Annotated in this window: 18 protein-coding genes; 9 read left to right on the forward strand and 9 right to left on the reverse strand. The window is 45.1% G+C overall.

From position 1 onward, the window contains the following. The coding region (locus tag IE163_RS17890; protein ID WP_229833624.1) for a class I SAM-dependent rRNA methyltransferase at positions 1-733 on the reverse strand (733 nt) is incomplete at its 3' end. 95 nt (positions 734-828) lie between these two features. Between IE163_RS17890 and IE163_RS16605 the strand changes: the two genes are divergently transcribed. Together IE163_RS16605 and IE163_RS16610 are read left to right on the forward strand one after the other, a co-directional pair. Continuing rightward, entirely contained in the window at positions 829-1,836 is a 1,008-nt protein-coding gene (locus tag IE163_RS16605) for an NAD(P)H-quinone oxidoreductase (RefSeq protein ID WP_189434124.1), read from the forward strand. Between the two features lie 29 nt (positions 1,837-1,865). Next, entirely contained in the window at positions 1,866-3,335 is a 1,470-nt protein-coding gene (locus IE163_RS16610) for a hypothetical protein (protein WP_189434125.1), read from the forward strand. A gap of 124 nt (positions 3,336-3,459) precedes the next feature. Here the strand turns inward: IE163_RS16610 and IE163_RS16615 are convergent, their stop codons facing one another. After that, the gene (locus tag IE163_RS16615; protein ID WP_189434126.1) at positions 3,460-4,872 is read right to left on the reverse strand and encodes an MFS transporter; all 1,413 of its coding nucleotides are present in this window, start codon (positions 4,870-4,872) and stop codon (positions 3,460-3,462) included. A gap of 61 nt (positions 4,873-4,933) precedes the next feature. Then, a complete protein-coding gene (gene metG / locus IE163_RS16620; protein WP_189434127.1) occupies positions 4,934-6,994 on the reverse strand; it encodes a methionine--tRNA ligase in 2,061 nt (686 codons plus the stop codon). A gap of 127 nt (positions 6,995-7,121) precedes the next feature. On the opposite strand from metG, the gene apbC reads away from it, so the two are divergent. From apbC to IE163_RS16635, 3 genes are all read left to right on the forward strand, one after another. After that, a complete protein-coding gene (apbC, locus tag IE163_RS16625) occupies positions 7,122-8,048 on the forward strand; it encodes an iron-sulfur cluster carrier protein ApbC (protein ID WP_189434128.1) in 927 nt (308 codons plus the stop codon). Between the two features lie 3 nt (positions 8,049-8,051). Next, positions 8,052-8,645 carry a dCTP deaminase gene (gene dcd, locus IE163_RS16630; RefSeq protein WP_189434129.1) on the forward strand — a complete coding sequence of 198 codons (594 nt, stop codon included), beginning with the start codon at positions 8,052-8,054 and terminating at the stop codon, positions 8,643-8,645. Positions 8,646-8,848: 203 nt separating this feature from the next. Further along, entirely contained in the window at positions 8,849-9,424 is a 576-nt protein-coding gene (locus IE163_RS16635) for a glutathione S-transferase family protein (protein WP_189434130.1), read from the forward strand. 106 nt (positions 9,425-9,530) lie between these two features. Here IE163_RS16635 and IE163_RS16640 read toward each other — a convergent pair whose 3' ends face one another. From IE163_RS16640 to sbcB, 3 genes are all read right to left on the reverse strand, one after another. Then, the gene (locus IE163_RS16640) at positions 9,531-10,070 is read right to left on the reverse strand and encodes a YaeQ family protein (RefSeq protein ID WP_189434131.1); all 540 of its coding nucleotides are present in this window, start codon (positions 10,068-10,070) and stop codon (positions 9,531-9,533) included. Positions 10,071-10,141: 71 nt separating this feature from the next. Then, positions 10,142-10,828: a superoxide dismutase gene (locus tag IE163_RS16645; protein ID WP_189434132.1), complete on the reverse strand. Its 687-nt coding sequence runs from the start codon at positions 10,826-10,828 to the stop codon at positions 10,142-10,144. Between the two features lie 108 nt (positions 10,829-10,936). Next, positions 10,937-12,370 (reverse strand): exodeoxyribonuclease I, encoded by a 1,434-nt coding sequence (gene sbcB / locus IE163_RS16650; RefSeq protein ID WP_189434133.1) that lies wholly within the window; start codon positions 12,368-12,370, stop codon positions 10,937-10,939. Positions 12,371-12,685: 315 nt separating this feature from the next. Here sbcB and IE163_RS16655 point away from each other — a divergent pair, with 315 nt between their 5' ends. Next, positions 12,686-14,233 (forward strand): methyl-accepting chemotaxis protein, encoded by a 1,548-nt coding sequence (locus IE163_RS16655; RefSeq protein ID WP_189434134.1) that lies wholly within the window; start codon positions 12,686-12,688, stop codon positions 14,231-14,233. A gap of 141 nt (positions 14,234-14,374) precedes the next feature. Next, the gene (locus IE163_RS16660) at positions 14,375-16,723 is read left to right on the forward strand and encodes a putative bifunctional diguanylate cyclase/phosphodiesterase (protein WP_189434135.1); all 2,349 of its coding nucleotides are present in this window, start codon (positions 14,375-14,377) and stop codon (positions 16,721-16,723) included. On the opposite strand, the gene IE163_RS16665 is transcribed toward IE163_RS16660, so the two are convergent. Then, the gene (locus IE163_RS16665) at positions 16,677-17,600 is read right to left on the reverse strand and encodes a LysR family transcriptional regulator (protein WP_189434136.1); all 924 of its coding nucleotides are present in this window, start codon (positions 17,598-17,600) and stop codon (positions 16,677-16,679) included. The genes IE163_RS16660 and IE163_RS16665 overlap by 47 nt on opposite strands. Before the next feature lie 91 nt (positions 17,601-17,691). Here IE163_RS16665 and IE163_RS16670 point away from each other — a divergent pair, with 91 nt between their 5' ends. Then, a complete protein-coding gene (locus IE163_RS16670) occupies positions 17,692-18,618 on the forward strand; it encodes a sodium-dependent bicarbonate transport family permease (RefSeq protein ID WP_189434137.1) in 927 nt (308 codons plus the stop codon). A gap of 9 nt (positions 18,619-18,627) precedes the next feature. On the opposite strand, the gene IE163_RS16675 is transcribed toward IE163_RS16670, so the two are convergent. Beyond that, positions 18,628-20,085 carry a protein adenylyltransferase SelO gene (locus IE163_RS16675; RefSeq protein WP_189434138.1) on the reverse strand — a complete coding sequence of 486 codons (1,458 nt, stop codon included), beginning with the start codon at positions 20,083-20,085 and terminating at the stop codon, positions 18,628-18,630. A gap of 49 nt (positions 20,086-20,134) precedes the next feature. Beyond that, positions 20,135-20,992 (reverse strand): MurR/RpiR family transcriptional regulator, encoded by an 858-nt coding sequence (locus tag IE163_RS16680; RefSeq protein ID WP_189434139.1) that lies wholly within the window; start codon positions 20,990-20,992, stop codon positions 20,135-20,137. Positions 20,993-21,159: 167 nt separating this feature from the next. Here IE163_RS16680 and IE163_RS16685 point away from each other — a divergent pair, with 167 nt between their 5' ends. After that, entirely contained in the window at positions 21,160-21,864 is a 705-nt protein-coding gene (locus IE163_RS16685) for a DUF445 domain-containing protein (RefSeq protein ID WP_189434140.1), read from the forward strand. Positions 21,865-21,897: the final 33 nt, after the last annotated feature.

A 21,897-nucleotide genomic window follows, 5' to 3' on the forward strand; every position in this document is an offset into this window, starting at 1 on the left:
CCAGAGCTGCTACCGCAAAAGTACCGGTGTAACTAAAGCAATTTAATACCTCGGCATCTTTTGAAAAACGGCGCACTGCGGCGCGGCTAGCGCGTTGATCTAGGTAGAAGCCGGTTTTATGGCCTTGAATAACATCGACCACTAAACGCATACCATGTTCTTTAATCAATACCTCACCGTTTTCTTTAGGTAAGTGCAGCCAACCGGTCACCGGCTTTAAACCTTCTTTCTTTCGAACATCCACATCTGAACGCTCATAAATACTATGCTGTGGAAACACGTGTTGTAAGGCTTTGACAATAAGAGGGCGTTTGGCATCAGCTCCGGCAGCTAGCAACTGTACCACTAAAATATCCTGATATTTATCGATAGTAATGCCGGGTAAGTCATCAGATTCTGCAGCTACAACACGTAACCCATCGGTATCCGTGTGGCTAAACAGGCTTTGTCTTAATTGCCAGGCCCGGGTAAGTTTGCGGATAAAAAAATCCAGGTCAATCGCCTCAGCTTCTGCAAAAGTCCAAATGCGAGCACGGATTTGCGAGCTTGGAGAATAAGCAGCGCTAGCCAGCCATTGTCCTTTGCTGCTCAACACCTCAACGGTATCGCCGCGATTTGGCGTATTTAATACCTTGTCGATAGCGTTTGAAAATAGCCAAGGATGACGACGATTAAGTGCTTTTTCCCGCCCTTCTTGTAAAATTATGGCGGGCAAGTTTACGGTTTTATTCATGTTCTGAAATACGCTGTGCTAGACTAAAGTTCGCATTCTAGAGAAGAGATCGACAAAGCTAAAGTAAATTCGTTATAAAGTCGGTGTGGAGCTTTATGAAGTATGTTACCCCAGAACAAATGCAAGTAATACAGGTACAAGATCCGGGTAAGCACAGTCGTTTAGATTGGCGCTCAGTACAGGTTCCAACGCCGGCTGCTGGCGAGTTACTGTTAAAGGTTCATGCCTGCGGCATTAACCGCGCCGACCTTATGCAACGTCAGGGATTGTACCCGGCTCCGGCAGGAGACAGTGAAATTTTAGGTTTAGAAGCCGCTGGTACTGTTGTAGCGGTAGGTGACGAAAGTTTAGACAGTTATTTGGGACAACGCTGCTTTGGTTTAGTGAATGGCGGTGGCTACGCTGAATACGTACTACTACCAGCAACACAAGCTATGCAGGTGCCTCAAGGTTGGTCTATGGCGCAGGCGGCTGCGACAGCAGAGACGTTTTTAACGGCTTATCAGTTGCTTTTTACTATTGGTCAGGCATCCGCAGGTCAACGGGTTCTGATTCATGCTGGAGCCAGTGGAGTAGGGACTTCAGCCATACAGTTGGCTAAAGCTAAAGGTTTGCAAGTTGCCGTGACAGTAGGTTCAGCAGATAAGGTTGCGGCCTGTTTAATGTTGGGAGCCGATCTGGCTATTAACTATCGGCAACAACATTTTTTGGATGAACTAAAGCTCGTCTGGCCGGAGGGGATAAATCTTATACTCGATCCGGTTGCTGGTAGCTATATTGCTGATGATATTCAACTATTAGCTCAAGACGGTAAAATTGTGGTCTATGCCATGATGGGCGGCCGTAAATTGGCAGAATTAGATTTAGCACTTTTATTTCGTAAACGTGGCCAACTCATTTGTTCCACATTGCGTAATAGAGATGCGCAATATAAAGCGCGCTTAACGGCCGATTTCCAGCAAGATTTTGCAACGGCGTTAGCCGCTGCTAATATAATGCCAGTGATTCAACAAGTGTTTGCGGCAAACGATATTGAGGCAGCGCATACTTTACTCAGCACTAATCAAACCATTGGTAAGTTAGTACTCATTTTTTCGCATTAAAAATAATTGGTATAAGGACGACAGATAGCATGGCATTAAGTTTCGGTAAAGCCGCCTATGCAAAAGTAATTCAAAGGTTGATTGAGCGTATTTACCATACCAGTCCTTTGCAAGATTCATTATATGAACAAGCTGTAATATGGTTTGCAGGGCAAGAACAGCGTCAACGAGAGTTAGCAACAGCAGAGCAGGAGTTGTATTTATTTGAAAACCGCCTGCAACAAGCAAATAAGGGCAATCAAGCAGCTATTACCCGTAATTTACAAAAAGCTGAGTTAAAACAAAAGACGTTACAGGAAGAAATAGAAGAGAGTAATTATCAGCGTTATTTTGAGCTGCAACAATTATGTAGGGATATTTTATCGTTGTGTCAGAGTGATTCTTTTAGTGAAACCAATAGTTACTCTGCCAAAATGCTTGGCACCATTCAGCTTATTTGTCCAACACGTGGTAAAAATATCCCAAAAGAAAATCAGAAGGCCCGTCATTTATATAAAGCGATCTTAAGCATTCGCTTACTTGACCGGCTAGTGATGGATGGTTTGATAGAGCACCCCTTTATTGAGGAACGTTTTCAGCAAGGTAAAGATATTCGATACCATGATGAAACAGAATACCATCCTTATCGGGACGATGTGCATGTCCCTATATTAATGGCGGCTATCCTACAAGATATCGGCCGCTGCCATCCAAGCTGCCAAGCTATCTTAAAGGGGCCTGATGGTACCTACGATGAGTTTCGTGAGCTGGATGCCGAAGAGCGTATTACCTATCTACAAGTAAACTACAGCGCAAGCTTGAATTTTGTGCAGGAAGCCCTTGGCACAGGCCGATATATGGGGCGTGATAAAGATGAACGTGATCGCTTTTTACAAACTGAACTTGAGAAACGCGAGCTGATCTTATTTTTGTTAAAACAAGCCGCTCGCCCGGCTAACGGTATAGGTAATGTACTAAAGATCCCACAGATTTATACGGCCATGGTGCTCTCAACCAAGCATGTATACAATTATGAAGACTTACCTAAAGCCGCTCTCGCTTTGGAGAAAAGTGCAGAATTAGGTAAGCTCAATCGGAATTATGTTGCGGCGTTTTTACGAATTGTAGGGATGTTCCCACAAGGCTATGGGGTTCCATATATCCCTAAAGACTCGGATGGTAATGATATGGAACGTTATGAATATGCTATTGTAACGGGCCTTTATCCTACTGATTTTAGGAAGCCTATTTGCCGTATTGTTACTTACAGTTTAACTTATCAAGCATCTGCCAGAGGTTGTGTGCTTAGTATCGAGAATAACCTGTACTTCCCACAAGCCAGGCGTAAATTAGAAATAGTACCAGAAGAGCGCTTGCTCGAGATCATGCGTAAATTGGTTTACAACTTTGAAGATAGGATGGCTTCACCGTTATTGCCACGTTGTTGGCATCCAGATGAGTATTTTCTCAATCAAAAAAACCAAAATCTCTGGAACAAGGCCGCTATGGTGCAAAACTAACCATTAACCTGCAATTAATTGAGAGTTAATAAGCTTGCTCTAAATGGATTGAGTAAGCTTAGTTAATCGGCTCTCATACTCACATCGCACTTTGTGCTACATAGATAAATCCAGTCAATGAGCTCTAATTATCTTTGGGCTGCAATGGTACAGTATCATCTGCAGTATCACTTGCATTTAAGTCTGTGGATGTGGACACTGCAGGAGACTCTATATCACCTTTGTCATCCACTATTGTTGATGTTGTTTGTTGCTCGGCAAGAGGCTCATCGCGCATTTGTTGCTGCACTAGCTCTTCATCTACCCGAGGATCTAATGCCGCCCCCAGAGGAGAAGATACCAGATCGCCTGAAGCGAGCTGATAGTCAGAGGATTGTTGTTGCGCCAATAATTTTTTAGCTGTTTTCTGGTTGTAGTTAACCCTGGTTAAACGTAAAAACAAGATAAAGCAGCAGACAGCCATATATAGATACAACATGCTATTGCCTAATAATTGCATTAAAAAGGACGCGACCAGCGGCCCGAGAGTCGCGCCAATACCAAAAGTAAGCAAAATAGTGGCCGAAAGGGCAACCCGTTCGGTTTGTTCAATATTTTGATTGGCAAGTGCTGTAGCTAACGGATATAGCGTAAATGCCAAAATACCAAAGAAAAAAGTTGCTAACAGCAATAACCAGCCTGAAATGGGAACCAAAGAAATAGTTAAGACTAATACTCCCAATAAGGCGCTATTTACCCTCAGTAGCCGACTACGTGGAATACGATCTGAAAGTTTACCCATAGGCCACTGGGCGAGTAATCCTGCCAATATAGTGGCAGACATAAAGGTGGCAACTTCGGCATTGCTTAAGCCGGTGCCCGCCGCAAAAGCCGGCGCCAGACCATAAAATGAACCGGAAATACCACCGGCGATTAAGATGGTGGTCAGTGATTGTGGTACCTTACGCCAAAACGTCAGGATTTTTAGCGGCGCGGGGTGCAGCGGCTGCGGGTGGATGCGCCGGGTAAGGGCAATAGGGACGATACAAAGGGCATAACAAATACCTACCAGCAGCAAAGGTTCTAGCCCCAACTCTGGAAAGAGTGATAAAACCGTCTGGCCGCCAACCATGCCGAGGTAGGAAACAATCATATAACCGGCGAATACAGTACCGCGTTGATTACTTTCAGCTTGTTCGTTAAGCCAGCTTTCCAGCACCATATATTGGCACATCATGCCGGTACCGACAATTAAGCGGAGTATTAGCCAGATCTCTAACACATCGGTTAAGGCATGTCCCAGTGCCGATGCAGTAACAATACCGGCACTGGCTACAAAGGTACGGATATGACCTACCCGGGCAATAAGGCGGTGACCCACCTTAGAACCGACGACTAACCCGAAGTAATAGGCTGACATCATGCCACCGATCCACAGTTGCTCTACACCATCCCGTGCCAGCGACAATGCCAGATAGGTGGTGAGTAGACCTGCACCCAGCACCATGATTAAGGTGGTAGAGAACAGCGACGAGAAACTGCGAAACGGTGATGACATCCTGTTACCTCTTGGCTATTAAAACTAATAGCATGAACGTTCAATGTATTACATTGGCTTACTATTTAACCCGCATCCCTGGGGTTGCGCCGTCATCCGGGCTTAACAGGAAAATATCACTGCCACCGGGGCCTGCTGCCAGCACCATGCCTTCAGAAAGACCAAAACGCATTTTACGCGGCGCTAAATTGGCTACCATGACAGTTTGTCGGCCAACTAAGCTCTGCGGGCTATAAGCGGCCTTAATGCCAGCGAACACTTGTCTGGTTTCACCTGCGCCAATGTCCAAGGTCAATTGTACTAACTTGTCAGCGCCTTCTACCGCACTGGCCGCCACAATAAGGGCAACGCGTAAGTCAATTTTCACAAAATCATCAATACTGATGGTGTCGCTGATTGGCTCTCGCGCTGCAGGCACAGGGGTTTTGTCTGTTGCTGTACTGACTGCCTTGTCCGTGGTTGTAGCAGTGGCTGTCGGTTGTAAATTTTCTTGTGAAGCGGTAACCATCGCCTGCACTTTTACCGGATCAACTCGTTGCATTAAGGCCTTAAACGGGTTAATGGCATGATCAAGCAACGGTGCCTGATAATTGCTCCATTGTAACTCTGTATTTAAAAAGGCTTCGCTATCGGCGGCCATTTTCGGTAATACCGGTTTTAAGTAGTGCATCAGCACGCGGAATAAGTTCAGGCCCATCGAGCAAACTGCGTGAGCTTCTTGTTGCTTGGTTTCATCTTTAACCAGAACCCAAGGCGCTTTGGCATCGATATATTGGTTGGCTTTATCGGCCAGCGCCATAATATCGCGAATGGCTTTGGCAAATTCACGTTGCTCGTAACTTTGCGCAATGCTATCACCGGCATAAATAAAATCATTAAACAGCTCGGGCTCGGCTAGGCTGGCAGAGAGCTTGCCGTCAAAACGCTTACTGATAAAGCCGGCACAACGGCTGGCGATATTGACTACTTTACCGACTAAATCAGCATTCACCTTTTGGGTAAAGTCTTCAAGATTGAGATCGAGATCGGTAATGCTGCTACTAAGTTTAGATGCAAAATAATAACGTAGATATTCAGGATCTAAGTTATCCAAGTAGGTGCGTGCTTTAATAAAGGTACCGCGCGATTTTGACATCTTGGCACCATTGACGGTGACAAAACCATGGGCAAAAATCGCATTAGGTTTTCTGTAGCCAGCGCCTTCCAGCATAGCCGGCCAGAATAAACTGTGGAAATAAATAATATCTTTACCAATAAAGTGATAAACCTCTGCTGTGGAATCCACAGCCCAGAAGCTGTCAAAATCAATTCCGGTTTTTTTACACAGGTTTTTAAAACTGGCTAAATAGCCAATAGGAGCATCTAACCAAACGTAGAAAAACTTACCTGGCGCACCGGGGATTTCAAAGCCAAAATAGGGTGCATCCCGGCTAATGTCCCACATTTGTAAGCCATCTTTAAACCATTCTTGCAGTTTGTTGGCCATTTCATCTTGCAAGGCACCACTGCGGGTCCAATCTTGTAACATTTGCGAAAATGCCGGTAAATCAAAAAAGTAATGCTCACTGTCTTTTAAAACCGGTGTGGCACCTGAGACCACAGAGCGCGGGTTTTTCACTTCAGTTGGGCTGTAGGTGGCGCCACAGACATCACAGCTATCGCCATTTTGATCTAAAGCACCGCACTTCGGGCAATCGCCTTTGACGAAACGATCGGGCAAGAACATCTCTTTTTGCGGATCGTATAATTGGCTAATGATTTTACGCTTAATATGGCCAGCGGCATTTAAGCGCTGATAGATTTGCTCGGCAAAAAAGCGGTTTTCTTCACTGTGCGTTGAGTGGTAATTATCAAAGGCAATAGCAAAGTCAGCAAAATCGGCCATATGCTCGATTTTAGTTTGGGCAATCATCTGCTCTGGGCTAATGCCCTGTTGCTGGGCTTTCAGCATAATAGGGGTGCCGTGCGCATCATCAGCGCAAACGTAGTAACATTCATGACCACGGGCTTTTTGAAAACGTGACCAAATGTCGGTTTGGATATATTCCAGTAAGTGGCCAAGATGAATAGGACCGTTGGCATAAGGTAGGGCGCTGGTGATCAGGATTTTCCGTATTGACATTGATGATTGCTCTTGCATAAATAACTGAAAATATGTGATGTAATGATACTATAGCCACCGTAAAATCGCATCCGGCAAAGTACTATTGCCGGGAAAAATGCCTATTTTTCTTAGGTTCGGAGTGAGAATGTTTAATTGGCTGAAAAAATCAGCAACGGTTACTGCAGGCAAAACGCAGGATGCCGCAATAAATGTGCAAGTTCAAGACGAGTGGGCCGCTAGTATTGCTAACATCCGGCAAAGAGCGCCAGTATTTAAGCAAATTCAGACCCTTGTTATGGTAGCGTCGGGTAAAGGTGGTGTAGGTAAATCGACCACTGCCGCTAACCTTGCTATGGCATTGGCCGCCGCTGGGGTGCGCACTGGTTTGCTAGATGCAGATATCTATGGGCCGTCAGTGCCCACTATTTTTGGTTTACACGGCGAGAAAGTCACCTCACCTGACAATAAGTTAATGCAACCGCTCAGTAAACATGGTGTAGTTCTGCAATCAATAGGCTTTCTGGTCGACCCTGATCAGGCTTCAGTTTGGCGTGGCCCAATGGCCAGCCAGGCTTTACTGCAATTGTTAAACGAAACACTTTGGCCGGAGCTGGATATCTTGCTGATTGATATGCCACCAGGAACGGGGGATATCCAGCTTACTTTATCGCAAAAGCTGCCAGTTAGTGGTGCTGTTGTAATAACAACGCCGCAAGATCTCGCCGTGGCTGATGCACAAAAAGCGATAGCGATGTTTCGACAGGTGAAGATACCATTATTGGGTTTGGTAGAGAATATGAGCTTTTATCTCTGCCCACGCTGCGGTAGCCAGGATGATATTTTCGGTACAGCAGGAGGGCTCAAGCTAGCTGAGCGCTATCAGGTACCTGTGTTGGGCCAATTACCTTTACAAGGCGCAATCCGCATACAGGCAGATAGCGGCACAGCTATCACGGCTGGTGATAGCCAGCTTGGCGCTTTATACCAAACGATTAGCCTGGCGCTTTTGCAGCGCCTAAGCGGTGAATTACCGGAGCAAGCTTCGGTAGCAATTATAATAACGGATGACTAACAAATGAGATTATGTGACCGCGATATTGAACGCTATTTAGCTGAAGATAAAATTCGTATTACCCCTTTACCCGATGCTGACATGATTAGTGGCGTCAGTGTCGACATTCGGCTTGGCAATAAGTTTCGGGTGTTTCAGGCCCACGCCGCCCCCTTTATTGATTTAAGCGGGCCACGCGCAGAGGTGGATGCCGCATTAAACTCGGTAATGAGCAATGAGATAGTGTTGGCAGAAGATGGTGTTTTTATTCTCCATCCTGCCGAACTGGCGTTGGGCGTTACCTTAGAGTCGGTGACCTTACCGGCAGATATAGTGGGATGGTTAGATGGTCGTTCGTCATTGGCTAGGTTAGGCTTAATGGTGCATGTCACAGCGCACCGTATTGATCCGGGCTGGTCGGGTAATATTGTGTTGGAGTTTTACAATAGCGGTAAATTACCGCTGGCACTGCGTCCGCATATGAAAATTGGTGCTTTAAACTTTGAATTGATGACCGGACCTGCTGATAGGCCCTACAACAAAAGAACCGATGCGAAATACAAAGAGCAAACTGGCGCTGTAGCCAGTCGGATTGGTCAGGATGACAAACAGCGTTGAGTCGTTGTTGCTTGACCTTAAAATAAAAAGCCCACGTAGAACGTGGGCAGAAAAAGCTTATAAAGCAAAAATGAAGCATAATGATTATGCAATAAAGCTGCATAGCTTGGCAATATCAGTGTGGCAATATCGGTAACTATTTTTGCGTTAAGTACCTTGCTTGTCTGTTAACTGGCCTGGGCAATCCGCAATTAAGGAATTATATGAAACTTTATGGCTCGCAAACCTCACCTTACGTCCGGCGGATCCGGTTGCTTTTAGCCAATCAGCCTTATCAATTTGTCAATATGCAGATATTTGCAGAGCAAGATCGACAAGCTTTGCTGGCGCTAAACCCGACATTAAAAATTCCCATGTTGGAGCGTGATGGCAAGGTGATTTTTGATTCAGGCGTGATTTATCGCTTTTTAGCCGCACAGTCTCAGTTACCGGCACTTAGTTGGTACCAGGAGAATCAACTCACGGTAATAAATGCCGTTAATGATTCGCTCGTGTCACTTTTTTTATGCCAACGTAGCGGCTTAGACACGAATGAAGAACGACTGTTTTTTAATGTCCAGAAAGAGCGGATAGTGGCGTCACTTTTTGTGTTGGAGCAACAGGCAGCTAATCAGGAATTTACTGCATGGAATTATATCGCTATGGCGCTATACAGCTTGTTAGATTGGGTGTTATTTCGGGAGTTACTGGAGTTGGATGAATACCCGGCATTACTGGCTTTCGTTAAAGCTAATCAGCACCATCTGGCGATTGCGGAAACCGATCCGCGTTTAAGTTAAGCAGCTCGTCTTTAATTTTAACAACCTGCAGCCTTTAGGTAGCAGGTTGTATCAGATGTTAAAGCGTATAGAGCAATATAGCTTAGGTGAATTTTTAGTCACCTTGTTATTTAAGCTTTATAGGCTCAATTAAAACACTTTGGTTAGCGTCAGATAGCCAAATCTGGCCTTCGCTAATATTACACTGCAGACTCATATTACGATTTACCAACGCCGCCATGGCAGTAACGGCATTTTCAGGTATATCCAGAATCGTTAAGTTTTGATAGCGGGCTAGGGCGGCACTGTTATTTTTCCACCAAATTGGCACTACTCGACCGCCATAACAAAATAGCTGTACCTGCAGTGCTTTATTACAAGCTTTACGCAGCCATTTTTCATCTGCCTGACCAAACTCGATCCATAGATTGATGGTACCGTCTAATGCCAGATCCCAAAGCTCTGCTTGCTCGCTTTCGCTACTCAGCCCCTTAGTAAACTGCAGTGAATCGTTGGCATTTATCGCAAATGCCAAAAGCCGCACCATCATGCGCTCATCATTTTCAGAAGGGTGCTGTGCTAACGTTAAGCTGTGATCCGCATAATAATGCCGATCCATATCGGCGATTTGTAACTGAACTTTAAACACAGTGGCTTTGAGTGCCATAACTCATTCCAACAAATAAAAACCGCAGTGTAACATAGCGCCACCGCGGCTTCTAACCCCAGACTAAAAGGTTATTGGCTTGCTGCTGTAAATAACTCATTCACCTTCTGCCAATTTACCAACTGCCACCAGGCTTGACTGTAATCACCGCGGCGGTTTTGATAGGCCAGATAGTACGCATGCTCCCACACATCCAATGCGAGGATAGGTTGTCCTTGCACCTCGGCTAAATCCATCAGCGGATTATCCTGATTGGGTGTTGAGGTAACTTGCAGCTTACCGTCATGATTAACAATTAACCAAGCCCAACCTGAGCCGAAACGTGTTGCTGCAGCTTGGTTAAAGGCAGTTTGCATCGCAGTGAGTGAGCCAAAATCGCGTTCAATCGCCGCTTTTAGCGCTGCTGATGGCTCGCCACCTTTACCCACAGGTGCCATGAGCTCCCAAAATAACTGGTGATTGTAGTGACCACCCCCATTATTACGCACAGCAGCATTAAATTTAGACATTTGCTGCATCATTTGCTCTAAACTCAAGCTAGCAAGCTCAGGGGTGCTTTCGACTTGGGCATTAAGATTGTTTATGTAAGCAAGATGATGGCGGCCAAAGTGTATATCCATAGTTTTAGTATCAATCACCGGTTCCAATGCATCTTTAGCATAAGGCAGCGGGGCTTGGGTGAAAGGTGCTGCTAACGCACTTAACGAAGCGAGTAATAAGGTTACTGTAGCAAAAGATGTAAGCTTTTTGGCTGACATAGATAAATCCTCTTGTTTTAGTTTCTAAAGCCGTAACAGGTTAACACAATTACGCTGCGCGGCGGATTTGGATCTATTGGCAGAGTATTTTTAATGTAGTTCAAACACTTACAAACTCGCCACATATTGATAAAGGGCTTTTAGAATCGCTAGCTTTTTTTCATCACTGCTATGTTCATGCGCCAGATTTTCTAAAACCAGGCTGAATTGTTCCAGAGTAAGGTTTGGATTATCGTCACCTTGCATTAGTTTATCTGTACGATAGCGTTGCCATTTTTGCAGTTCACTATCAGTTAAGGTCAATGGGTAGTTACGGGCGCGGTATAAAAATAACAGCCGGTTGAGTCGTTCATCTTCAAACAGCGGCGGCGCTGTGGCCAGAGTCATGGGATCTTGTTGATGTAGCGCTAACATTTTTTGTTTATCGGCATTACTGATAAAACCAGCGTATAACTGATAGTCTGGGTTAGTCTCTGCAGGATATTCGTTAGGTTGCTGATAAAGCTCCACAACTTTTTGTTGAATGTGTCGGTGTTGTTTAAACCATTCTAAATTTGCCAAACAAGTCGCTCTATCTATACCCAGTTCGGTAGCACGTTCAACGGTGAGGGTTTTTGCATTAGCCAGAACCGGGCATTTATTCAGATGTACCAGCTTCAAACCAAGACGCTGTTCACCCTCCGCTAAATCAGCCGTTTTTTTGTATAGTTTTTCTTGTAGGGAAGCTAAATCGTCATCTAAGAGTGGTCTTGGATCAAGCTGCAAATTATAGCAAATCACCGCGTTTTTATTTGTTGGATGAAAGGCGAGTGGCACAATCCAGCTAACACAGCCTTGTACTGCCGGAAATTTTGATGATACATGTACCAGCGGTGTTAACGCCGCAATATCAATCAGTTCGCTAACCTTTTGTTTTTGGCGAAGCTCAAATAAATAACTAAATAACTTAGGTTGTTGCGTTTTAATTAGCCGTGCTATGCCTATAGTGGCGTGTACATCAGCTAGCGCATCGTGCGCATTAGCGTGGGCTAATTGGTTTGCCTTAGTAAGATCTTCGAGTTTAAAGCTTGGGCTGCCATCTTCTTTCAGAGGCCAGTTTATGCCGGTGGGTCTTAAGGCATAACATGCTCGGATCACATCAATCAAATCCCAACGGCTATTACCTTGTTGCCATTCTCGGCCATAAGGTTCGTAAAGATTACGATATAAACTGTAACGCGTTACTTCATCATCAAAGCGCAAACTGTTGTAACCTAGTACACAAGTATTAGGCTGACTAAATTGTGCCAAGATACGCTGCATAAATTCAGTTTCAGGTAGACCTTTTTTATTACATAGCTGTGGTGTCAACCCCGTAATTAATGCAGCTTGTGGATGCGGTAAATAATCATTTGCCAACTGGCAATACCACATATCAGGTTCGGCAATAATATTGAGGTCCAGATCAGTACGGATACCCGCAAATTGAGCGGGACGATCACGTTTTGGATCCGCCCCCCAAGTTTCAAAATCGTAGAAATATAAGGATGGTATAGTGTTCATGGCTAACCTTGTCGAATTAGGCGCAGCATTGTTTTATCTAACGTACTTGGCTTAATGATATCGTAGTTTTCAACCTATCGCACAGCTTGATAACGGATAAACCACTATAATTACAGGTACATCTAAGCGATTTCTGCTATGCTGTTATATTCGAAATTACTTTAATAGCGTTTGAGATGTCACCAGTAAAGTGTCGAAGCGAACCTCTTCGTCCGCTTTACACTTAATGAGAACTCATCAACTGGTGAACATGATATTAATTAGCGGTTTAAGGTGCCATTTGGCCGGTTACCGTTTATAGGTTGATAGAACAACATGAGAAAAAATTTACCCGTCACCACGCAGCGAAAAACCTTTAACCCAGAGCAACGCCTTATTTCCGTAACTGATACCAAAGGCATTATCACCGATTGTAACGATGCCTTTGTCGCTATTAGTGGTTTTAGTAAAGAGGAACTGCTGGGGCAACCACATAACATAGTGCGGCATCCTGATATGCCGCCAGCGGCCTACGCCAACATGTGGTCCTATTTGAAACAAGGTAAGCCTTGGATGGGTTTGGTTAAGAATCGTTGTAAAAATGGTGATTTTTATTGGGTTGATGCCTATGTCATGCCGATTACTGAAAAAGGCCAAACTATTGGTTACGAATCAGTGCGAACTTGCCCAAAGGAGCAAGACGTAGCTCGCGCAGAAAAACTATACCAACAACTCAACCAGGGCGGTAAAACCCTGAAATTGCCAGATGTTGCAGTAGTTCTGACAGTATTAACGCTGATATTGTTTTTTGCAGCTTGGTTTGTCTCAGGATTAGCGTTGGCAAAGTGGCTAGCGATAACCGGCCTGCTTATGTTAGTTACTTTTTATCAGCTTCGTCGCCATAAACTTTTCAGTGAGCTAGATGTGTTGTTGCCTGGTGCTTTTAAAGATAGCTTGGCAGTGCAGAGCTATACCGATGATCATTCCGTGTCGGGCGCCTTGAAAGTAAGTATTTTAAGTGAGCGCGCTCATTTGGCTGCTATGCTCACCCGGATCGAGGGGGCGGCCACCTCAGTTGCCGATTATTCAGAACGCGGCTTAGTGCTGATGCAAGGGGCTAATACGGAAATTGATCGGCAGCAAGCGGAAACGATGCAAGTGGCTACGGCGATGAACCAAATGAGTACTACTATTGCTGAAGTGGCACATCATGTTACAGATACCGCTGCTCAGGCGGACAAAGCGAATAAACTCGCTGGTCATGGCAATCAAATAGCGGAAGTTACCCGTAGCTCTATTGAGAAATTACGTGATACGGTGGCCAGTATTGGTCGTTCGGTTACCGAGGTATCAGAACAAACTGGGAAAATAGCCAAAGCAGCTCAATTAATTGAACAGATTGCGGATCAAACTAATTTACTAGCGCTAAATGCCGCCATTGAAGCTGCCCGGGCGGGAGAGCAAGGCCGTGGTTTTGCCGTGGTTGCTGAAGAAGTACGTAACCTGGCACAGCGCACGCAGCAATCAACTAAAGATATTTATGGCATTGTCGCAGAGCTTACTGCCCGAGCGGATAATGCTGTCTTAGTGGCTGAGCAGGGCGCGAATGACGCTGATGCCGGTTTACAAAAAGTGTTGGAAAGTGGTGAGATGTTAAGTGGTATCAATGCTGCGGTAAACGATATTGCTAATATGTCTACTCAAATGGCGGCAGCCGTTGAGCAGCAGGCTCATGTGGCAGATGATATTAATCGTCAGGTAGTAAGTATTTCTACTCTGGCAGAACATAGCACTATCGCAGCCAATGAAGCTGCTGCTACGCTGAATCAGCTAAAAACGGTATCGGATAATCTTACTGACTTGGTACATCGTTTTAAACGTTAATTGCGATAAAGCTATTGATCCTTTTGGTAAAGCGAGGCATCTTAGCTTAAGTTTTACTGGATTTACCTTATAAAGCCGCTACTTATCAGTATCTTGCTGTATGTAGCGGTATAGCGATAGTGGTTAAAGCAAGGTATCAAGATGTTTAGTTCGCTGCGTAGTCAATTAACACTATTACTGGTTGCTTTACTGGTGCTGTTAGCGCTAGTGACAGGGTACGCAACACTCAATACTATGCACCGTGATAGCGAGCAGCAAGCACGGCAAATCTTAAAAGTTGCCACTAATGTCTTTAGACAGACGCTGCAAGTTCGAAGCGATCAGCTTACCGACAGTGTGCGGTTGTTGGCAGCAGATTTTGGTTTTCGACAGGCAGTCGCCACAGCTGAGCAAGCAACAATTCAAAGCGTTTTAGAAAATCATGGCGCCAGGATTAACGCTAATTTGGCACTACTTTTTTCTCCTGACGGCCGATTGTTAGCTTCCACCTTACCTTTGCCAGATAGCGCCACGTTGCAGCAAAGCTTTCTGCAGGCTCGAGCGCAACAAGGCGCTTTTACCGATATTGTGAGTATAGAACAGCATGCATATCAAATAGTGTTGGTGCCGGTACGCGCCCCCCAGGTTGTGGCTTGGGTCGGTATGGGTTTTACAGTAGATGAGCAGTTAGCACTACAAATTCAAGCGATTACCGGCTTAGATGTTAGTTTTAGCCAGATTACCATTACTGAGCGGCGTGTTTTAAGCTCCACCCTAAATGAAACATTACAAAATGCGGTAATGCAGCAGTTAAACGATTTGCATTTAACTGAAGAACAAATCGAATCTGATCTACCGCTTAATTATATTGCGCAGGCTTTTTCTTTAGATCAGCAACGACAGCTTTGGGCTTTTTTACATTTACCTAACGAACGTTGGTTAACAAATTATCAGCATCTTCGTAGTCAGTTACTGCAAATTTTTAGTTTAGGTTTAGCCTTGGCATTAGTGACGGCCTTTATTTACACCCGCAGTGTTACCCGACCTTTAGATAAACTCGTTGAATTTGCAGCAGCAATTGGCAAGGGAGCGAATATTGCGCCGCCGTCGGTTAAGTTGGCAGAAATAGCCTTATTGGCTAATACCTTATCCTTGATGCGCAATGCCATTTTTCAGCGGGAGTCCGAGCTTAAACAACAAGCAGAACGCGATACCTTAACCGGATTGGGAAATCGATTAGCGGTAGATAAACACTTACCCAGATTATTTAGTAAAGCGCCGGGACAATTACTGCAACTGAATATTGCGAAGTTCAAGCATGTCAATGATAGCTTTGGCTTTGGTAATGGTGACTTATTGCTACAACAATTAGCAAAACGGTTATTAGAAAATAAGCAGGTAAGATTTTGTGCCCGTTTAGGGGCTGATGAGTTTCTCTTGGCGTTAGATGCGTCGAGTACCGAGCAAGAACGCAGCGGCTTAGTACAACAGCTAAGCCAGCCTTTCGATTTGGCCGGCTCAGTCATCACCTTACCTTTGATCTGCGGTTGTTATTTTTACCCGCAAGGCGAAACTGATGTTAACAAGGTGCTGCGGCGCCTTGATATTGCCCTGAATTCCGCTAAGCAGCAAGGACTGCCGTTGGCAATATACCAAAGCGGTCAGGATGAAAGCCATCAACGTGAATTAACGATCATCCGAGATTTACCTTTTGCCCTGAGCAGCGGTCAAATGTTTATTGCCTATCAACCCAAGGTTGATATTGTGGCGCAACAAGCCATCAGTGCCGAGGCGTTAATTCGCTGGCAGCATCCGCAATTAGGTTTTATTTCGCCGGTCGAGTTTATCTTGCTCGCTGAGCGCTCCGGTAATATCAGTTTAATTTCTAATTGGATGTTACAAAAAGTCATTAGCCAATTGGCTAGCTGGTTACCTATGCATCCTGAGCTTTGTGTGGCGGTAAATCTGTCAGCAGATGATCTGCTGGACGAACAATTACCTATCAGAATAACGAGCTGGTTAGCGGCGCAGCAAGTGCCTGTTTCTGCTTTGAGTTTGGAGGTAACTGAAAGCGCTGTGATGCAAGATACCGCAAAAGCCATTAATAACTTACAACAATTAAAGAATACCGGTATTAAATTAGCGATTGATGACTTTGGTACTGGCCAATCTTCATTAGCTTATTTAAAAAGCTTACCTGTGCATGAGGTTAAGATTGACCGTGCATTTATCAAAGATATTGAACACAATGAGCAAGATGAACTTATTGTGCAGGCTACAGCTAAATTAGCTGCGGGTCTTGGCCTTAGAGTTACCGCGGAAGGCTTGGAAAATCAGGCGGGATTAAGCCGGGTTCTTGCCGCGGGTTGTCAGCAGGTACAGGGTTACTATTTTTCAAAACCGTTAGCAGCAGAGGCCTTTAGCAATTGGCTAAATGACTTTGCCGTGGAAAAAGCACACTATTTTACTGCTGCAACGGATCCTGCCAATCACTCAGATGCTGCTCAATAAAATGTTGTAGTTTTAATGCCGCTTGCGGTAGCCGTTTATTAGCATGCTGCACCAGGTACCAGTGACTACTTAACGGAAAACCCGCGACCTTAAGCACCGCTAACTGTTGGCGTAACAACGTCGCTGGCGGTAAGGTGTGCGCAGACAACACCGCCAACCCCAGGCCTGCTATCACGCTTAGCCGAATAGCCTCATTCGTTTCCATTTGCATACTGTGGTGTAGCTCTGTCGCTTGACTACTTAGCCAGGCATCGAAGGTCATACGAGTGGCAGAACCTGGTTCGCGTAATAAGAAGCGCTCGTGTGTTAACTGTTCAAAGCGCAGGGAGTCTGCTTTGGCTGCCCAATGTTCCCGCGGCGCTACGATATAGAGCGGGTTAGGCACCACGGATCTGGCATGTACATTGTCTCCCCGTGGCGGATGGCTAAATAGGTAAAGATGATCTTGTTGTTGCTCAAATCTTTCTAAAATGCGTGCGCGATTGCCAATATGCAAGGTCACCTGTACTGCCGGGTAAGCGTGGTCAAACGCTGCTAATATTTGTGGTAGTAAATACTGCGCAGTGTTTACGACGGCCAGCGAAATAGTCCCGCTGTTGCCAGTGCGTTGTTGTTTTAGTTGCTGACTCAGCTCGGTTAGTCGCTCGTCAATATCTTGTGCTGTCTGGTATAACAGCTCGCCGGCAGCAGTAAGTTGTAATTTATGCTGTTGATAATAAAACAGTGGCTCACCGATAACCTCGCTTAGCTTTTTTAATTGTAAAGAGACGGTGGGCTGGGTTAGATGTAACAGGCGTGATGCGCCTGTAATACTGCCGCTTTGCACGACTTGCCGAAAAACCTGCAGTAACCGAAAACTTAAATGCCGTTGGTCCATTTATAATTATCTATAGTGAATTGTTTTAATATTAATTAGCATAAAGGGCCGGTAGCAGGCAAGATCATCGGCAAATTAAAGGAGATTATCAATGCCTGATGTAGTCATTATGTTTTTCGCTTTAGGCCTGATCGCGGGTTTAGTAAAGTCAGATTTAAAAGTGCCAGTGCCTATCTACGAAACCTTATCTATTTTATTGATGCTAACTATTGGTCTGAAAGGCGGTATGGCACTCCATGGTGTACCTATTTTGCCTTTGCTGCCTGAGTTAGGCGCTATAGTGTTGGCGGGGGCCTTACTCCCTTTATTGTTGTACCCACTGTTAAGAAAGGTTGTAAAACTAGACAGCGCTAATGCCGCCAGTATTGCGGCTCACTACGGCTCGGTCAGTGCCGGGACCTTTGCGGTCGTACTCGCAGTGGCAGCAGCCAACAATTTAGTAATGTCACCGCAAACAACCCTCTATCTGGTATTGTTAGAGCTACCTGCGATAGTGGTGATGTTATGGTTATACCGCTACCTAAATGGCAGTAAAGCCAGTGGCTTTGCGATTTTACATGAGGCTTTGACCAGTCGGGGCGTTTTACTACTGGTTGGTGGTATGCTAATCGGTGCACTCTACGGTGCTGATGGTTTAGCTCAGCTTACCCCAGTGTTGCTGGGTGGTTTTAAAACATTATTGGCTCTCTTTCTGCTGGAAATGGGGCTGTGTACGGCACGGGTGTGTAATCCATTGCCGTGGCGTTATTGGCGCTTAATGCTATTTGCATTTTGTTTACCGCCCATCTTGGCACTGTTAGGTATCGGCTTAGCGAGCCTGTTGGGCCTGCCAGAAGGGAGTACCTTAATTCTGGCAACCTTGATGGCCAGTGCCTCTTACATTGCAGCACCTGCGGCAATAAGAGCCGCCATTCCGCAAGCTGACGTTGGCTTAGCATTATTAGCCGCGCTTGGGATCAGCTTTCCGTTTAATATACTTATTGGTATTCCACTTTATCAAAACTGGATTACCGGCTAAATTAGCGTATCAGGTACCGCAGAACGTTTGACATACTCGTTCTTGCGGTGCAGCTGCGGCCTGAAACGCTTTGTTTTCCTCAGTATCAAGAAATGGATTTTGCCATAGTCGATGCAATTGATTAAACAAGCTAAGATCTCCAGTTGTCGTGACTTCATCAATAACGCGCTGAATAAGATGATTTCTGGGGATTAATACCGGGTTAGCGCCAGCCATAATAGCGCTTGGATCTCCTGCAACCGCTGATTGTTCGGCAAGACGCGCCTGCCAGCGTTCTAACCAGTGTTGTAGATGCTCTATATTAACCTGGCGCCTTAAGTACGGTTGGTTTGTAATGCTAAGATCGCGAAAGGCAAGGGTAAAGTCGCTTGTGCTATCGGCGAGCAATTGTAAAAAGTCATCAATCAAAGGCTTATCTGTCAGCGAAGCGTTAGTTAACCCTAGTTTTGCCGCAAAGCGATCTAGCCATTGCTGTTGATAAATCTCAGGAAACTTTTCCAAGGCACTAACAGCTAGTTCAATGGCCTTGTCTTGCTCAGGATGAATCAGGGTTAATAGTGTTTCAGCCAGGCGAGCGAGATTCCACTGCGCCGCCGCCGGTTGATTTTTATAAGCGTAGCGGCCTTGCTGGTCAATATAACTAAATACCTGCGCAGGATTGTAAGCTTCCATAAAAGCACAGGGACCATAATCAATCGTTTCGCCGCTGACTGTCATGTTATCTGTATTCATCACACCATGAATAAAGCCTAAGCTCATCCAGTGAGCGACAAGCGCTGCCTGGCGTTCAATCACCTGACTTAATAATGCCAAATACCGGTTTTCCGTTTGCAAGCAACCAGGATAGTGACGATCTATCACATAATCAGCGAGCTTTTTAATAACTGTGGGATCTTGCTGGCTTGCAGCATACTGCATGGTACCCACCCGAATATGGCTACTCGCTACCCGGGTTAAAATAGCACCGGGTAAGGCTTCATCGCGAAAAACCTGCTCGCCGGTAGCAACTGCCGCCAGGGCGCGGGTAGTGGGCACACCCAGTGCATACATGGCTTCACTGACCAGGTACTCACGAATAACTGGCCCAATAGCTGAACGACCGTCACCACGGCGAGAATATGGCGTACGTCCAGCACCTTTTAGTTGCAGGTCAACGAGCTTAGCATCTTGGGTGCGTAGCTCAGCGAGCAAGATAGCTCTGCCATCACCAAGTCGTGGCACGTAATTAGCAAATTGGTGACCTGCGTAGGCTTGTGCCAGCGGAGCAGCCCATTCAGGTAATTTATTACCACTAAACAAAGCTAAGCCTTGTTCAGTGCCCCGAAGTGTTTCAGGCAAATTAAGTTCTGCAGCAAGTGGCTGGTTAAAAGCTAAATATTGCGGGGCCGCTACAGTAGTAGGGAGACAATCCTCAAAACAGCTAGCTGGCAATTGACGATAGGTATGCACAAACTCAGGCAGGTTCATAAAACACTCGCTTTAGGCAATAATGAATTGAGTCGGATACGACATCGGCTTAACGCGTTTTATTACGATAGTCGGCAACAGCCTGGTTGGACGCCGCTAACATTTTACGCCCTTTTACTGAAGATTGAGTCAGTAAGATAAAAAGTAAATCAATGACCAGCTCTTGAGCGTTGCGCGACAAAATTGAAGATAAGCGAGCCGCACTCTCATTGGCAACCGTTTTCAGATTGAGTTCTGATAACTTTGCCACCGTATTGGGCGCAAAGCCGGTTAAACTCAACAGCGTAATTTTTTGTTGGCGAGCGTATTGTGCTATGGCGACCATCTCGGAGGTTTCACCAGACTCACTAATCACAAAAAGAACATCTTTAGTGCTGTAATGGGCTAGGTCTGCCAATTGGGTATGATTATCACTTTCAGCCATAGCACTCATACCGAGTTTCCGTAGTTTTAAGCAAAAATCTTGTGCAACCAAAAAGGACGCCCCTTTGCCAGTAAGCATAATGCGGCGTGCTTGCAATAGCTTATGGCAAAACTGTTCCATCGTTTGCTGATCGTTAGCGCCCAAGGTATTGGTTAACACCTCTATCTTACCGGCTAATAACTTATTGGCCATGGTCGCATAGGAGTCAGCTAAGGAAATATCACCATGTAATTTTACCGGTTGTTCATCATTTAAAATATGTAGGCTATCGGTAATAGCGAATTTAAAATCGGGATAACCTTTATAGCCGAGCTTTTGGGTAAAACGAACAACCGTTGCCTGGCTAACGCCGACAGCTGATGCGAGCTCTTGTGAGGATAATTGGCGGATGTGTTGCGGGTTAGCCAACACATAATCAGCCAGAGCTTGCTCTGCCGATCGCAGATTTGCTTTGAGGAGAGAAATTTTTTGCAAAACAGCCATTCAGTTTATTGCCTTTACCGTATTTCTAATAGGTTGAGTATAAGCTGTTTTTTATCTTAAAAACTACCGCTGTTACCATGAGTAATGTAAGTATAATTGCTGTTTTACTATGGCAAGCATACAATCGCGGCAAGTTTCTGCTTACTGTGTTAAGGAATAATTAGTGTATGAATAAAAACGTGACGACTAATCTTATGGCGTTAGCATTGGTACTCCTAGGCGGAGGCTTGCAACAACCTATCTTATTGAATGTAGGGTTATTTGCATTAGCCGGCGCTGTTACTAATACCTTAGCAATTCACATGTTGTTTGAAAAGGTACCCTTGCTTTACGGCTCAGGGGTGATCCCATTGCGCTTTAATGAGTTTAAAGCAGGGATCCAACATTTAGTGATGAACCAGTTTTTTAATCAGCATAATATAGAGCGGTTTTTAGCAGATAAAAATACTCAGCAAGCCTTTGACTTTGGTCCAATTATCGAGCAAACGGACTTGTCACCGGCCTTTAGCAGTTTATTAAAAGTGGTTGAACAATCGTCTTTCGGAGGCATGTTAGCAATGTTCGGAGGAACTTCGGTACTGTTGCCGCTGCAAGAGCCTTTTATTGCCAAACTTAAATTATCACTTGTGGAAATAACGCAGACAGAAGATTTTCATCACTTGGTGCAGACACAATTGGCCGACGCCGGACAAATACAGCAGTTATCCGCTCAGGTAGAACATATCGTACAGCAACGCTTGGATGAACTTACCCCTGGGCTGGTTAAAGAAATGATTCAACAAATGATACGTGAGCACCTAGGCTGGCTGGTGGTATGGGGTGGTGTGTTTGGCGCCTTATTAGGTTTACTAGCAGCGTTTTTACCTCTCTGAGCTTAACTACTGGTGCTCGATATTTTGTTATTT

It is taken from the genome of Alishewanella longhuensis, from assembly GCF_014653435.1.
In the GTDB taxonomy this organism is placed as follows: Bacteria; Pseudomonadota; Gammaproteobacteria; order Enterobacterales; family Alteromonadaceae; genus Alishewanella; species Alishewanella longhuensis.

Bases quoted from the DNA above. Each gene is read 5' to 3' on its own strand.
- IE163_RS16605 (WP_189434124.1), top strand. From the start codon at position 829: ATGAAGTATGTTACCCCAGAACAAATGCAAGTAATACAGGTACAAGAT.
- IE163_RS16610 (WP_189434125.1), top strand. From the start codon at position 1,866: ATGGCATTAAGTTTCGGTAAAGCCGCCTATGCAAAAGTAATTCAAAGG.
- IE163_RS16615 (WP_189434126.1), bottom strand. From the start codon at position 4,872: ATGTCATCACCGTTTCGCAGTTTCTCGTCGCTGTTCTCTACCACCTTA.
- metG (WP_189434127.1), bottom strand. From the start codon at position 6,994: ATGTCAATACGGAAAATCCTGATCACCAGCGCCCTACCTTATGCCAAC.
- apbC (WP_189434128.1), top strand. From the start codon at position 7,122: ATGTTTAATTGGCTGAAAAAATCAGCAACGGTTACTGCAGGCAAAACG.
- dcd (WP_189434129.1), top strand. From the start codon at position 8,052: ATGAGATTATGTGACCGCGATATTGAACGCTATTTAGCTGAAGATAAA.
- IE163_RS16635 (WP_189434130.1), top strand. From the start codon at position 8,849: ATGAAACTTTATGGCTCGCAAACCTCACCTTACGTCCGGCGGATCCGG.
- IE163_RS16640 (WP_189434131.1), bottom strand. From the start codon at position 10,070: ATGGCACTCAAAGCCACTGTGTTTAAAGTTCAGTTACAAATCGCCGAT.
- IE163_RS16645 (WP_189434132.1), bottom strand. From the start codon at position 10,828: ATGTCAGCCAAAAAGCTTACATCTTTTGCTACAGTAACCTTATTACTC.
- sbcB (WP_189434133.1), bottom strand. From the start codon at position 12,370: ATGAACACTATACCATCCTTATATTTCTACGATTTTGAAACTTGGGGG.
- IE163_RS16655 (WP_189434134.1), top strand. From the start codon at position 12,686: ATGAGAAAAAATTTACCCGTCACCACGCAGCGAAAAACCTTTAACCCA.
- IE163_RS16660 (WP_189434135.1), top strand. From the start codon at position 14,375: ATGTTTAGTTCGCTGCGTAGTCAATTAACACTATTACTGGTTGCTTTA.
- IE163_RS16665 (WP_189434136.1), bottom strand. From the start codon at position 17,600: ATGGACCAACGGCATTTAAGTTTTCGGTTACTGCAGGTTTTTCGGCAA.
- IE163_RS16670 (WP_189434137.1), top strand. From the start codon at position 17,692: ATGCCTGATGTAGTCATTATGTTTTTCGCTTTAGGCCTGATCGCGGGT.
- IE163_RS16675 (WP_189434138.1), bottom strand. From the start codon at position 20,085: ATGAACCTGCCTGAGTTTGTGCATACCTATCGTCAATTGCCAGCTAGC.
- IE163_RS16680 (WP_189434139.1), bottom strand. From the start codon at position 20,992: ATGGCTGTTTTGCAAAAAATTTCTCTCCTCAAAGCAAATCTGCGATCG.
- IE163_RS16685 (WP_189434140.1), top strand. From the start codon at position 21,160: ATGAATAAAAACGTGACGACTAATCTTATGGCGTTAGCATTGGTACTC.